Genomic DNA, 12,810 nt, shown 5'->3' on the forward strand with positions numbered 1-12,810 from the left:
AAACGGCATTAAAGAACAATACAAATAGCACTTAATTAACAAATTGATAAGTACTATTTTGAAAATAGAATTACCTACTTTTGAATGATTAAAACAATAAGTAATTATTTAAGAAAAATATAATTAAAAGTGAAATTTTCACTTCAACATAAAATAAAAGAAAATGGAAGTAAAAGGTAAAAAAGCCATTATTACAGGTGGAAGTAGAGGACTTGGAAAAGCGACAGCAATTGAATTTGCTAAACTAGGAATTGATGTGGCAATTACTGGTAGAAATGAAAAAAGTTTAAAAGAGACCGTTGCTGAATTAAAAGTGCTTGGTGTAAATGCCGCGTATGAAGTTTTTGATGTAGGAAATTATGATGAGGTTAAAGTTGGAATAAAAAATATTATTTCAAATTTAGGAACTGTAGATATATTAGTGAACAATGCTGGTATTGCCGCTTTTGGTACTTTAAATGAAATGGATGCAACACTTTGGGAAAACATTATTAAAACCAATATTTTAGGAATGTATTACGTCACAAAAGAAGTGCTTCCGTATTTAATTGAAAAAAATGAAGGTGATATTATCAATGTTTCTTCCACAGCAGGATTGAATGGAAATGCAAGTACTTCGGCTTATTCTGCTTCAAAATTTGCAGTTATTGGGTTGTCGCAATCTTTAATGAAAGAAGTGCGTAAAAACAATATTAGGGTAAATACTTTAACACCAAGCACCATTGCTACCGATATGGCGTTGGAATTAGGAATTACGGATGGAAATGAAGAAAAAGTATTACAACCAGAAGATTTTGCTCAATTAATTGTCGCTGGTTTACAATTACCAAGACGCGCTATGATGGCAAACGCTTCTTTATGGTCTACAAATCCGTAATTAAACATACAAAGCTCAAATAATTAAAACCAAACAAATGTGCAATTTAATGACAGTTGTTTGGTTTTTGTTTTTTTAACAAATAGCTCAAAACATTATATTTGTAAGGATTTGGAACTATTATATTTTGAAAATAGATTTTTAAAACAGCTATATAAATGACCATAGAAAATTTGGTAGGCACTTATAAAATTATTGGTAGTAACCAAGACGCAACTGAAAATACCTATAAAGGAACACTCACTTTATCTATTGATAGCAACAAAAGAATAATTGCTAAATGGTTCATAAATAATGAACAAGAACAAATTGGAACTGGGTTTTTTAAAAACAACATTTTAGTAATCAACTTTTGTTATCAATCTGAAGATAATTACACCTATAAAGGAGTGGTTGTTTATCAATGTATTTCCGATGTAATTTTAGATGGTTTTTGGTCAGAAAAACACGGAAATCCACTATATTTAGGTACAGAACGCTGTTTTAGAATTACAGATCAAAATGAATTACTAAATTAAATAATAGCGTATGCAATGTCCTTGTAATATAGATGCAACATATAGTGATTGTTGTCAAAAAGCACATCAAAATATTGAATCAGTTCTTTCCGCTCAAGCATTAATGCGCTCTAGGTATAGCGCATTTGTACTGGCAAATATTGATTATTTACAAAAAAGTCACCATAGTAAAACAAGACCTTCAAAAAAAGAGAAAAGAGATATTGAAAAATGGACAAAATCTGTAAAATGGTTAAAATTAGAAGTTTTAAAAACCACAAAAGGTACCACAACTGATGCTGAAGGAACTGTTGAGTTTAAAGCCTTTTTTATGGAAAATGGATCAATTAATGTGATTCACGAAAACTCAAGTTTTTCTATTGAAAATAACCATTGGGTATATGTTGGTGCACAAGAGTAAATCAATTATAAAAATCTAGATTTTATTTTTCAGATACTTTAATTACTCTTTCCACAGTATCTAATTTAGATAGTGTTAAACGCACAATACTATCCACTTTTGCAACTAAATCATGCGGAACACTTGCTTTAAGCGACACTAAATCTCCTTTTACTAAATTGTAAATAGTGCCATTTACGCCAAAATCTATAGCGCCTTCAAAAATTTCAACAGTAATTGGGAAAGATGTTTTATGCTCTTTCATTACCTGATTTTTTTGCATTAAAACTCTAATTTCTTTCGTAGTTTCTGTTTCAAATAATACGGAGATTGAAGGTTTTGTATCGTTGTAAGTAATATTTTCTGATAATGATGATTTTTTCTTAAGTTACTATTTTAGAATTACCAACCTCTATATTTTGGAGGTTCTATAGTGTTTAAATTTAAATAAACGATTAATTGACCACGATGATGTGTTACGTGATCTTGCAACAAATTTAAGATTTGTAATTTACTTTTTGGTCCAGCAAAAAACTCAACTTCCGTTGATAATTCTTCTAAAGGTACATTTTTAATAATTTCAGCAACATTATCAAAAGAAGCAGTTAATTGGTTTATGATTTCTTCCTTTGATTTTGCCGCTGTTTTTTCTAATTTTTCACCCTTAAAATATGTAGAACTTAACCAATCCATATTTCCTTTTATATGAATCAATTGTTCTTGAAAACTCATTTGCCGTTCTGTTGGTTTATAGTTGTATAAATCTTCAGGCATAGCCTCAGCAAGCTCAACTAAATAGTTTTTAGAATTTTCCCACTTTAGTAAAAAAGCAGTTAAAACATTATTTTGAGCAGTTAAATTGGAAGTATTGATAGTTATAATCACAAAAATTAAACATATTTTTTTCATATTAAGAACGGTTGATAGATTTATATGCAAACGCTAAATATACTCAATACTTTTTTATATTTTAGCAACCAATAAATTAATTCATTTTATAAAGATTATGGCAGAAGATAAAGAAAAAGCAGCAAAATTAAAATCGTTACAACTTACATTAGATAAATTAGATAAAACATACGGGAAAGGAACGGTAATGAAAATGGGCGATGTGGCCATATCTGACATAGAAGCCATTTCTACAGGTTCATTAGGATTAGATATTGCTTTAGGTGTTGGAGGTTATCCGAGAGGAAGAGTAATTGAAATTTACGGACCAGAATCTTCGGGTAAAACAACATTAACATTACACGCTATTGCAGAAGCACAAAAGGCTGGTGGAATTGCAGCTTTTATTGATGCAGAACACGCTTTTGACCGTTTTTATGCTGCAAATTTGGGAATAGACGTTGATAATTTAATTATTTCTCAACCAGATTATGGTGAGCAAGCTTTAGAAATTGCAGATAATTTAATTAGCTCTGGAGCCATTGATATTGTGGTAATTGACTCTGTAGCAGCATTAACTCCAAAAAGTGAAATTGAAGGAGAAATGGGTGATTCTAAAATGGGATTACACGCTCGTTTAATGTCGCAGGCCTTAAGAAAATTAACAGGAACCATTCATAAAACAAATTGTACAGTTATATTTATCAACCAGTTACGTGATAAAATTGGCGTTATGTTTGGAAATCCAGAAACTACAACTGGTGGTAATGCACTTAAATTTTACGCATCTGTTCGTTTAGATATCAGAAGAAGAACACAAATTAAAGATGGTGAAAAAGTAATAGGAAACAGTACTAAAGTTAAAGTTGTTAAAAACAAAGTAGCTCCACCATTTATGACTGCGGAATTTGACATTATGTATGGTGAAGGTATTTCTAAAGTTGGTGAAGTTTTAGATTTAGGTGTTGAGTTTGGAATTGTTAAAAAAAGCGGTTCTTGGTTTAGTTATGGCGAAACAAAATTAGGACAAGGGAGAGATGCTGTAAAAGCATTAATAAAAGACAATCCAGAATTGGCCGAAGAATTAGAAGGAAAAATTAAAGAAGCTATTAAAGCGCAATAAAAGTAAAAAAATCTTAAAATAATTTAAAAGGAAATAGCGAACGAACTATTTCCTTTTTTTATGAAAGTTAACTTCTTATAAATAAAGTAATTATAAAATTCTCAACTTATTTGCGCAAATCCTTTTGAATACCATTTAAAAGGTTATTTTTGACGAAAATTATATGTTATTTTGGATATAAAACCCGTTAGATTATTACTTGGAAGAACTGATATTGTAGACTTCCCTAAACTAGATTTAGAAGGAATTGATATAAAAGTAGATACAGGAGCATACACATCAAGTTTTCATAGCCATAGTATTGAAGTGGTTGACAATACTTTAAAATGTCAATTTTTAGATCCTAAACATGAAAAATATCACAAAAAGTATTTCATATTTAAAGATTTTACCCAAAAAAAAGTGAAAAGTTCTAATGGAATAGTTGAAACCAGATTTACCATTAAAACAGAAATACTCATATTCAATAAAATTGAAGAAATTGAATTAACTTTAACAGAAAGAGGTTCAATGAAATATCCCGTGTTGTTAGGAAGAAAATTTTTATCAAAAAAATTTATTGTTGATACCGCAAAGAAAAATTTATCATTTAAAAAAAAATTAAAATATAACATTACCTAAAGATGAAAATTGTTATTTTATCAAGAAACCCTAAATTATATTCAACCACTAGACTAGTAGAAGCTGGGAAACAAAGAAACCATGAAATAATTGTTGTAGATCATTCAAAATGCGACATTATTATTGAAAGAAAGAAGCCAGCCATTAGGTATAAACACGAATTACTAACAAATGTTGATGCTGTAATACCAAGAATTGGTGCTTCGGTTACTTTTTACGGAACCGCCGTTGTACGCCAATTTGAAATGATGAAAGTTTTTACCGCTGTTGAATCTCAAGCATTAATGAGATCAAGAGATAAACTAAGAAGTTTGCAAGTATTATCTAGGGCTGGATTAGGCCTTCCAAAAACAGTTTTCACTAATTATTCTAAAAACATTAGAGATGTAATTGACAGTGTTGGAGGAACACCTTTAGTTATTAAATTATTAGAAGGCACACAAGGCTTAGGAGTTGTTTTAGCTGAAACTGATAATGCAGCTGAATCTGTTTTAGAAGCATTTAACGGATTGAAAGCACGTGTAATTGCACAAGAATTTATTAAAGAAGCAAAAGGAGCAGATATTCGTGTTTTTGTTGTTGATGGAGAAGTTGTTGGAGCCATGAAAAGACAAGGGAAAGAAGGAGAGTTCAGATCTAACTTACATAGAGGAGGTTCAGCAGAAATTATAAAATTATCTATTGATGAAAAAAATGCGGCTTTAAAAGCTGCTCGTGTTATGGGACTAGGTGTTGCAGGTGTAGACTTATTACAATCGGCCCGTGGTCCACTTATTTTAGAAGTAAATTCTTCGCCAGGTTTAGAAGGTATTGAATCTGCTACAGGTGTTGATATTGCAGGTAAAATAATTCACTATATTGAAAGACATGTTGATGTAGACTAAAAATTTGAATTCCTATGAAAATACTCAACAGAAAAATTGGGCTTGGAGAATCTGTACAGATTAAAATGGATTTTGCTAGGTTAAATACGCGCTCAAAAATTGAAGTGCCTATTATTGTTGAACGCGGTAAAAAAGAAGGTCCTTGTATTTTGTTAATTGGAGGTATTCACGGCGATGAAACTAATGGTGTAGAAATTGTTAGACAAATTGTAGCAAAAGGATTAAACAAGCCAGAAAGCGGAACAGTTATTTGTATTCCTTTGTTGAATGTTTTTGGATTCATAAATCAAACACGTGCTTTTCCTGATGGAAGAGATTTAAATCGTGTTTTTCCTGGTTCAAATACAGGTTCTTTAGCAAGTAGATTTGCCTATCATTTAATGAAGGAAGTGATTCCTCACATAGATTTTTGTATAGACTATCATACAGGTGGCGCACAGCGTTTTAATTATTCTCAAATTAGAATTGATGAAGGCTGTGAGGAAACATTAAAACTCGCTAAAATTTTTGCATCTCCGTATATTGTTTATAGTAAAAGTCCGGAAAGAACCTTTAGAAAATCTATTACTAAATTAGGTAAAAAAGTATTGTTATTTGAAGGTGGAAAATCGTTGAATTTAGATAAAAATGTTACAAAATCTGGAATTCAAGGTGCAATTAATGTAATGCATCACATTGGCGTACGTAATTTTTCTTCACAAATTTCTCATGAAAAATCTGTTGTAATTACAAGCTCAAAATGGATAAGAGCCAAACATTCTGGAATGTTTAGATCTTCTGTAAGTGCTGGTCAAAAAGTGGAAAGAGGGATTAAATTAGGAAGTATTTCTGATCCTTTTGGAGATTTTGAAAGTAGTTTTAAAAACTCTCAAGAAGGCTATATTTTAAACTCAAATCATTCACCAGTTGTAAATCAGGGTGATGCTTTATTTCATATAGGTTTCGAATAAATAAGTGTTAAAAGTAGAAAACATATCATTTGGCTATACTTCAAAAGAAGTATTAAAAAACATAAGTTTTTCCGCAAATAAAGGTGATTATATTGCTGTTATTGGCGAAAGCGGTTGTGGAAAAAGTACGTTGTTAGAGATTATTTATGGCTTACTTCATATAGAAAAAGGAGTAGTTTATTGGAATGATAAAAAGCTTTTAGGTCCTAATTTTCGCTTAATTCCAGGCGAGGATTTTATGAAATATTTACCGCAGGATTTCGATTTAATGCCGTATATAACTGTTGAAGAAAATATTGGTAAAAACATTTCAAGTTTAGATCCAAATAAATTAAAACGCATTAAAGAATTGTTAGAAGTTGTTGATATGAGCGACTTTTTAAAAACGAAGGTTAAAAACCTTAGTGGTGGACAAAAACAGCGTGTAGCTTTGGCAAAAGTGATAGCCAAAGAACCCGAAGTTTTATTGCTTGACGAACCGTTTAGCCATATAGATAATTTCAGAAAAAATAAACTACGAAGAGATTTATTTCGCTATTTAAAATCTAAAAATGTTTTATGCATTGTGGCAACTCATGATGCCACCGATGCGCTTTCTTTTGCGGACGAAATTTTGGTAATTAGAGATGGCAAATTAATTGCTAAAAATACACCAGAAGCTTTATATAATAAATTAACAAGTGAATATATTGGTTCTTTTTTTAATGAAGTAAATGAAATTTCTAACAGTGTCATAAATCCAAAATCAAGATCTAAAAAATCGATTTTATTATACCCTAATCAAATACAATTAGTTGAAGATTCTCTACTAAAATCGACGGTTATAACTTCTTATTTTAAAGGAAATCATTATTTAATTGAGGCTGATTTAAATGGAAAAATCATCTTTTTTGAACATTTTGAAAAGTTAAAAATAAATTCGGAAATTTGCTTAAAACTAATTAAATAGTTACAACTTAAAGTGCTTATATTTTATTAAATAAATACAACCAAAACAAATGAAAATAGCTTTTATTGGATTAGGAATTATGGGAGGCAATATGGCTTCGAATTTAGCAAAAAACAACTTAAACTTAACCGTTTATAATAGAACTCCAAAGAATTTTGAAACTTTTGGAAATTCAACTGTAACCATTGCAGATTCGATTGAAAATGCTGTAAAAGATGCTGACGTTGTTTTTAGTATGTTATCTACACCTCAAGTTGTTGAAGAAGTCTTTTTTGGTGCGAAAGGCGCGCTTAAATCAATGAAAAAAAACGCCATTTGGGCAGATTGTACTACTGTAAATCCGTCATTTAGTATTAGTGCTTTTGAAGAAGCAAATAAATATAATATTAGATTTTTAGACACGCCAGTTTCAGGTTCAAAAATTCCTGCAGAAAATGCTGAATTAATTTTCCTTGTTGGTGGAGAAGAAAAGGCACTAAATGAGATTCAGCCATATTTAAATATGATGGGAAACAAAGTGTTGCACATAGGTGAAATTGGTAAAGGAGCATCGTTTAAAATGTTGGTAAATATGATGCTAGCTCAATCTATGCTTGTTTTTTCAGAAGCCATATTATTGGGTGAAAAAATGGGAATTTCTAAAGATTTCTTATTAGATACAGTTCCTAATTTAATAGTTTCGGCTCCGTTTACAAAATCAAAGGCGCAAGCAATTAAAAGCAATAATTATGATGTACAGTTTCCGTTAGAATGGATGCATAAAGATTTACACTTAGCTGCTATAACTGCGTATGAAATCAATCAACCATTATATTTGGCAAATCTTGCAAAAGAACTTTATGCCAGCGCTAACCAAAACGGAATGGGAAGAGATGATATGTCTGCTATTTATAAATTTTTAGAATTAAAAAAATAGTGCAGTTTAATTTAATAGATTTCTGATTAAGTAGAAATCTATTAAGTTTATGTAAAAATTAAACTCCGGTAGATCCAAATCCGCCTGCACCACGTTCGGTTTCACTTAAAACTTCAACTTGTTGCCATTCTGCACGCTCGTGTTTTGCAATTACTAATTGTGCAATGCGTTCACCATCATTTATAATGAATTCTTCATTAGATAAATTCACTAAAATCACGCCAATTTCACCTCTATAATCTGCATCAACAGTTCCAGGAGCGTTTAAAACTGTAATTCCTTTTTTTGCTGCGAGTCCGCTACGTGGACGTACTTGTGCTTCTGTACCAACCGGCAAAGCAATAAATAATCCTGTTTTTATAATAGCTCTTTCTAACGGTTTTAAAGTGATAGCAGCATCTATATTTGCGCGTAAATCCATTCCTGCAGAAGCAATGGTTTCGTAATTTGGTAATTCGTGTTTAGATGTGTTGATGATTTGAATTGTCATTTTTTAATTTATTTTATGTTGTAAAGCCAGGAAACTACTCCTTTAAATTCACTACTCCAAAAAGCTTCATTATGTTTTCCTTCTGGATTAATTTTAGTTCTTAAATTTCGTTGTTTAAATCCTGTTTTTAGTAATAATTTTTCCATTTTTTGAGTGTCCGAATCCATATTTTCTCCTTCTTTTCCACCCACTAATAAATATAGTTTTTGATTGTTAACTTTTCCATATTCTTCAGTAAACTTAATTACTTCATCAGAAAACCAAAACGAGGTTGATAAAGCACCTATTTTACCAAAAACGTTTGGATATTTTAACCCTCCGTAATAAGATATTAATCCACCTAAAGAACTTCCAATTAAACCTGTATATTTTTGTTGTGGTTTTGTTCTGTAATTTTTATCAATATAAGGTTTTAAAGTATTTACAATAAAATTGATATAAATATCACCTTTTCCGCCACCATATTTTTGGTGTTCCCAAGGTGTGTATTCGTTAATGCGCTCTTCACCACCATTTTCAATTCCTACCACAATAAATCCTTTGTTGGTTTTTTTATAAATTTCATTTAAAGTTTCATCAACGTTCCATTCACCAGCATACGAGGTTTTTGCATCAAATAAATTTTGAGCATCATGCATATAAATTACAGGAAAGTTTTTAGATGAAGAATGATAATTTGGCGGTAAATACACCCAAATTTTGTGACTAATTGTATTTAATTCAGGAATTAAAAATTCTTTTTCAATGATTGAAACATTAGAAGAAGCTGTAGAATTATTTTCTTGTGAAAAACATACAAAAACAGTAATAAAAGTGATGAAAAAAGGTAAAAAATATTTCATGTTTTTTGAGTATTTAACCAACTAATTGCAGCGCTTTTGGTTGCAAATATTTCGAATTTATAATTATTGGTTTTAGCTAATTCTTTATATAAAACTGTTAAAACTGTATTGTGTGGATTATCAACAATTATTGCACTGATAAGGCTTTTGTATTTTTTTAAAGTGTTATTTTTTTCTACCACAATATAATTTAAATCTTCAATAGAAAAATTAAATACAGCATTTCTAGTATCGGAAATAATTTTTAAAATTCTTGGATACTGTTTATTATTTTTTGTTGCAATAATGTAATTTACAACATCAGTTAAAGTAACACTTTCAGAATAAATTGTTTCCAAAATATTAGTTGTTGTATTAAACTTTTCGTGAATCATAATTACTTCTTATTTTTTTTAATAATGCTTAATATTTCTTTTTTTTCATTCTTAAAAATCAGTAAACTAAATATTATTACTGAGGAAAATGACACTAAATAATTATCTCTAAAATAAACAAATGAAATATATGAAATTACTATAGAAGCAATTAAATATGAACCAGACTTTTTTAAATTATATGGTACATTGTAGTATTTTAATCCATAAAAATAGGAGATAACCATCATACTTCCATATGCTGCTAAAGTTGCCCAAGCCGATGCTATAAATCCAATTTTTGGAATTAGAACTATATTTAAAATTATGGTAATGATTGCACCAAAAATGGAAAAATACATGCCGTAACGTGTTTTATCGGTTAATTTATACCAAACTGCAATATTATGATAAATTCCTAAAAACAGATTTGCTAATAATACAATTGGAACAATTGCAATAGCATCCCAATAGTCAGAATTTTTTATAAATAACAGTTTAATAACATCAATAAAAGCTACAATTCCAACAAAAACTAACGAACCAACAATTATAAAATAGTTCATAATTCTGGCATAGGTTTCTTTAGCGTTTGCTTTATCCGCATAGTTAAAAAAGAAAGGTTCTGCACCTAACCTAAAAGCCATAATGTATAAATTCATAAAAATAGCCAACTTATAACACGCACTATAAATTCCCATAGTGCTTTTATCTATTAATTGCCCAATTAAGTATTTATCTAGATTTTCATTAATTGTATAAGCAATTCCTGCAACTGCAATTGGCCAGGCATATTTGAACATTTTTTTAAACAGAATAGTGTTAAAACTCCATTTAAATTTAACTAAATAAGGAAGTAATAAAAGTAAAGAAACTGCGCTACCTACAATATTTGCAATAAAAATAAAATTAACAATATCGGTACTGTTATACATAGAAACTAAAAATGCTGGAACCGATTTTCCTTCAGTAATAAAATCTGGAATAAAACGCAAAAACACAAGGTTAATGAATACAATAATTCCAACATTTAATAACTTTATAATAGCGTATCGTATCGGCCTATTTGCTGCACGTAAATAAGCAAAAGGAACCACAGAAATAGTATCTATCACTAAAATTCCTATAAATAACTTAAACTGTAAAACGTTGTTTGAAAAATCAAATAACCGAATAAACTCGTTTGAAAAAATAAAAGCACTTGCTAAAAATACAATAGAAGCACTAAAAACACTTATAAATGAAGTTGAAATTATGGCGTCTTTTTTTTCTTCGGCTTTATAAAATCTAAAAAAAGCAGTTTCCATACCAAATGTTAGTAACACGGTAAATAAAGCAATCCAAATATAAAAATTGGTATTCTCGGCGTAGTTATTAGTTGGTAAAGCATCTGTATGAACACGCACAAGCAAAAAGTTGATAACTCTTGGTAAAACGGCTGCAATTCCGTAAATTATGGTGTCTTTAAAAAATCTTTTAAGTGTACTCAAAATTGAATAAAAGGTGTTTTTTATAAAAGCATAAAAGTACAAAAGTTACTATTGAATTCAATAAAAATATTTGAAGGATATGTTATCATAATTTTAAGATACATTTAATTTAGATTTTTTACTTTTGAATTTTAAAACCTTATTTATGAGTAATAACCCAAAAGTTGCAGTTTTTGGTAGTGGAAGTTGGGCAACGGCTATTGTTAAAATGTTGTGTGAAAACCTAGACCAAGTTGGTTGGTATATTAGAAAAGAAGCTACATTAGAATATATAAAAGAAAATGAACACAACCCAAATTATTTAAGTTCAGCAGAATTTTCAGTTAAAAAACTGAACTTATCTAGTGATATTAATGAACTGGTTGAGTATGCGGATATTTTAATATTTGCAATTCCTTCCGCTTTTTTAAAAGCAGAATTAGATAAAATTACAGTTGATTTTTCTTCAAAAATTGTGTTTTCAGCCATTAAAGGAATTGTTCCTGAAAGTGGATTAATTGTTGGTGAACATTTCCACAAAAATTACAACATTCCGTTTGAAAATATTGGTGTAATAACAGGTCCGTGTCACGCAGAAGAAGTTGCCATGGAGCGTTTATCATATCTAACCATAGCGTGTCAAGATGCTAAAAAGGCTAAAATAATGAGTAAGTTTTTAGCTAGTAATTATATAAACACAAAAATTTCTGACGATATAATTGGAACTGAATATGCCGCAATGCTAAAAAATATTTATGCAATTGCCGCAGGAATGGCGCACGGATTGGGTTATGGAGATAATTTTCAATCGGTTTTAATGTCTAATTCTATTCGGGAAATGAAACGTTTTATAAAAAAAGTTCACAAAATGAAACGTAACATTAACAATTCAGCCTATTTAGGAGATTTATTGGTTACAGGTTATTCAGTGTTTAGTAGAAATAGAATGTTTGGAAATATGATTGGAAAAGGATACACCGTAAAAAGTGCTATGATGGAAATGAGTATGATAGCCGAAGGTTACTACGCTGCAAAAAGCGCGTATTTGTTAAACGAAAAAAACAAAGCAAAAACTCCAATAATTGATGCTGTTTATGATGTGTTATACTTAAATAAAAATCCTAAACAAGTTTTTAAAAAATTAACAGAATTATTAGATTAATAGTTGATTTCTAGCATTTATTTAAAGGTAACTTTTAATAAAAGTTACTACTTTTTGTATTTTGCATTGAAATAATTATACCTTTGTGCTTTAATTTATTTTTTAACAATGAAAAAAGGTACAGTAAAGTTCTTTAACGAATCTAAAGGTTTTGGGTTTGTAACAGAAGACGGATCAAAAACAGAATACTTCGTTCACATTTCAGGTTTAATAGACGAAATCAGAGAAGGTGATGCAGTAGAATTTGATTTAAAAGAAGGTAAAAAAGGTTTAAACGCAGTAAGTGTTAGAGTAATTTAAGTATTATCCAAACTTTTGAGTCGTCCTAAAATAGGTTGACGATTATTAAAAAAATTAATGAAAACCTGTGAAGATATCTTCACAGGTTT

The 12,810-nt window shown here is 29.7% G+C and carries 17 protein-coding genes; 11 read left to right on the forward strand and 6 right to left on the reverse strand.

The annotated features are described in order from the left end of the window. Window positions 1-163: 163 nt before the first annotated feature. The 3 genes from JEY78_RS05800 (at window position 164) to JEY78_RS05810 (ending at window position 1,795) form a co-directional block, all read left to right on the forward strand. On the forward strand, window positions 164-877 hold the full coding sequence (locus tag JEY78_RS05800) for a 3-ketoacyl-ACP reductase (RefSeq protein WP_291847910.1): 714 nt from the start codon (window positions 164-166) through the stop codon (window positions 875-877). 158 nt (window positions 878-1,035) lie between these two features. After that, complete coding sequence (locus tag JEY78_RS05805) at window positions 1,036-1,395, forward strand: hypothetical protein (RefSeq protein ID WP_291847913.1); 360 nt, start codon at window positions 1,036-1,038, stop codon at window positions 1,393-1,395. A 10-nt stretch (window positions 1,396-1,405) separates the two neighbouring features. Continuing rightward, entirely contained in the window at window positions 1,406-1,795 is a 390-nt protein-coding gene (locus tag JEY78_RS05810) for a YchJ family metal-binding protein (RefSeq protein WP_291847916.1), read from the forward strand. 22 nt (window positions 1,796-1,817) lie between these two features. On the opposite strand, the gene JEY78_RS05815 is transcribed toward JEY78_RS05810, so the two are convergent. Both JEY78_RS05815 and JEY78_RS05820 read right to left on the reverse strand, forming a co-directional pair. Beyond that, window positions 1,818-2,039: a hypothetical protein gene (locus tag JEY78_RS05815; protein ID WP_367158768.1), complete on the reverse strand. Its 222-nt coding sequence runs from the start codon at window positions 2,037-2,039 to the stop codon at window positions 1,818-1,820. A gap of 137 nt (window positions 2,040-2,176) precedes the next feature. Further along, on the reverse strand, window positions 2,177-2,683 hold the full coding sequence (locus JEY78_RS05820) for a DinB family protein (RefSeq protein WP_291847919.1): 507 nt from the start codon (window positions 2,681-2,683) through the stop codon (window positions 2,177-2,179). 97 nt (window positions 2,684-2,780) lie between these two features. Here JEY78_RS05820 and recA point away from each other — a divergent pair, with 97 nt between their 5' ends. The 6 genes from recA (at window position 2,781) to JEY78_RS05850 (ending at window position 8,105) form a co-directional block, all read left to right on the forward strand. Next, window positions 2,781-3,785 carry a recombinase RecA gene (recA, locus tag JEY78_RS05825; RefSeq protein WP_291847922.1) on the forward strand — a complete coding sequence of 335 codons (1,005 nt, stop codon included), beginning with the start codon at window positions 2,781-2,783 and terminating at the stop codon, window positions 3,783-3,785. A 171-nt stretch (window positions 3,786-3,956) separates the two neighbouring features. Then, a complete protein-coding gene (locus tag JEY78_RS05830) occupies window positions 3,957-4,406 on the forward strand; it encodes a RimK/LysX family protein (protein ID WP_291847925.1) in 450 nt (149 codons plus the stop codon). 2 nt (window positions 4,407-4,408) lie between these two features. After that, window positions 4,409-5,290: a 30S ribosomal protein S6--L-glutamate ligase gene (gene rimK, locus JEY78_RS05835; RefSeq protein WP_291847928.1), complete on the forward strand. Its 882-nt coding sequence runs from the start codon at window positions 4,409-4,411 to the stop codon at window positions 5,288-5,290. A gap of 14 nt (window positions 5,291-5,304) precedes the next feature. Next, complete coding sequence (locus JEY78_RS05840; protein WP_291847931.1) at window positions 5,305-6,240, forward strand: succinylglutamate desuccinylase/aspartoacylase family protein; 936 nt, start codon at window positions 5,305-5,307, stop codon at window positions 6,238-6,240. A gap of 4 nt (window positions 6,241-6,244) precedes the next feature. Next, complete coding sequence (locus tag JEY78_RS05845) at window positions 6,245-7,189, forward strand: ABC transporter ATP-binding protein (RefSeq protein ID WP_291847934.1); 945 nt, start codon at window positions 6,245-6,247, stop codon at window positions 7,187-7,189. 49 nt (window positions 7,190-7,238) lie between these two features. Continuing rightward, window positions 7,239-8,105, forward strand: coding sequence for an NAD(P)-dependent oxidoreductase (locus JEY78_RS05850; protein ID WP_291847937.1), 867 nt, complete (start codon window positions 7,239-7,241; stop codon window positions 8,103-8,105). A gap of 58 nt (window positions 8,106-8,163) precedes the next feature. Here JEY78_RS05850 and dut read toward each other — a convergent pair whose 3' ends face one another. From dut to JEY78_RS05870, 4 genes are read right to left on the reverse strand one after another with little or no spacing between them, the layout of a single operon-like run. Then, window positions 8,164-8,595, reverse strand: coding sequence for a dUTP diphosphatase (dut, locus tag JEY78_RS05855; RefSeq protein WP_291847939.1), 432 nt, complete (start codon window positions 8,593-8,595; stop codon window positions 8,164-8,166). 8 nt (window positions 8,596-8,603) lie between these two features. Next, on the reverse strand, window positions 8,604-9,437 hold the full coding sequence (locus tag JEY78_RS05860; protein WP_291847942.1) for an alpha/beta hydrolase-fold protein: 834 nt from the start codon (window positions 9,435-9,437) through the stop codon (window positions 8,604-8,606). Next, a complete protein-coding gene (locus tag JEY78_RS05865) occupies window positions 9,434-9,811 on the reverse strand; it encodes a hypothetical protein (RefSeq protein WP_291847945.1) in 378 nt (125 codons plus the stop codon). Before JEY78_RS05865 ends, JEY78_RS05860 begins: the two co-directional genes overlap by 4 nt. Window positions 9,812-9,813: 2 nt before the next feature. Then, window positions 9,814-11,280: a polysaccharide biosynthesis C-terminal domain-containing protein gene (locus JEY78_RS05870; protein WP_291847947.1), complete on the reverse strand. Its 1,467-nt coding sequence runs from the start codon at window positions 11,278-11,280 to the stop codon at window positions 9,814-9,816. A 145-nt stretch (window positions 11,281-11,425) separates the two neighbouring features. Between JEY78_RS05870 and JEY78_RS05875 the strand changes: the two genes are divergently transcribed. Continuing rightward, window positions 11,426-12,421, forward strand: coding sequence for an NAD(P)H-dependent glycerol-3-phosphate dehydrogenase (locus JEY78_RS05875; protein ID WP_291847950.1), 996 nt, complete (start codon window positions 11,426-11,428; stop codon window positions 12,419-12,421). Window positions 12,422-12,529: 108 nt separating this feature from the next. Beyond that, window positions 12,530-12,721, forward strand: coding sequence for a cold-shock protein (locus tag JEY78_RS05880; RefSeq protein WP_291847953.1), 192 nt, complete (start codon window positions 12,530-12,532; stop codon window positions 12,719-12,721). Window positions 12,722-12,810 lie beyond the last annotated feature (89 nt).

The organism is Lutibacter sp. (assembly GCF_016342705.1).
GTDB lineage: Bacteria > Bacteroidota > Bacteroidia > Flavobacteriales > Flavobacteriaceae > Lutibacter.

Bases quoted from the DNA above. Each gene is read 5' to 3' on its own strand.
- JEY78_RS05850 (WP_291847937.1), top strand. From the start codon at position 7,239: ATGAAAATAGCTTTTATTGGATTAGGAATTATGGGAGGCAATATGGCT.
- JEY78_RS05805 (WP_291847913.1), top strand. From the start codon at position 1,036: ATGACCATAGAAAATTTGGTAGGCACTTATAAAATTATTGGTAGTAAC.
- recA (WP_291847922.1), top strand. From the start codon at position 2,781: ATGGCAGAAGATAAAGAAAAAGCAGCAAAATTAAAATCGTTACAACTT.
- JEY78_RS05840 (WP_291847931.1), top strand. From the start codon at position 5,305: ATGAAAATACTCAACAGAAAAATTGGGCTTGGAGAATCTGTACAGATT.
- rimK (WP_291847928.1), top strand. From the start codon at position 4,409: ATGAAAATTGTTATTTTATCAAGAAACCCTAAATTATATTCAACCACT.
- JEY78_RS05875 (WP_291847950.1), top strand. From the start codon at position 11,426: ATGAGTAATAACCCAAAAGTTGCAGTTTTTGGTAGTGGAAGTTGGGCA.
- JEY78_RS05820 (WP_291847919.1), bottom strand. From the start codon at position 2,683: ATGAAAAAAATATGTTTAATTTTTGTGATTATAACTATCAATACTTCC.
- JEY78_RS05860 (WP_291847942.1), bottom strand. From the start codon at position 9,437: ATGAAATATTTTTTACCTTTTTTCATCACTTTTATTACTGTTTTTGTA.
- JEY78_RS05810 (WP_291847916.1), top strand. From the start codon at position 1,406: ATGCAATGTCCTTGTAATATAGATGCAACATATAGTGATTGTTGTCAA.
- JEY78_RS05865 (WP_291847945.1), bottom strand. From the start codon at position 9,811: ATGATTCACGAAAAGTTTAATACAACAACTAATATTTTGGAAACAATT.
- JEY78_RS05800 (WP_291847910.1), top strand. From the start codon at position 164: ATGGAAGTAAAAGGTAAAAAAGCCATTATTACAGGTGGAAGTAGAGGA.
- JEY78_RS05880 (WP_291847953.1), top strand. From the start codon at position 12,530: ATGAAAAAAGGTACAGTAAAGTTCTTTAACGAATCTAAAGGTTTTGGG.
- dut (WP_291847939.1), bottom strand. From the start codon at position 8,595: ATGACAATTCAAATCATCAACACATCTAAACACGAATTACCAAATTAC.
- JEY78_RS05815 (WP_367158768.1), bottom strand. From the start codon at position 2,039: ATGAAAGAGCATAAAACATCTTTCCCAATTACTGTTGAAATTTTTGAA.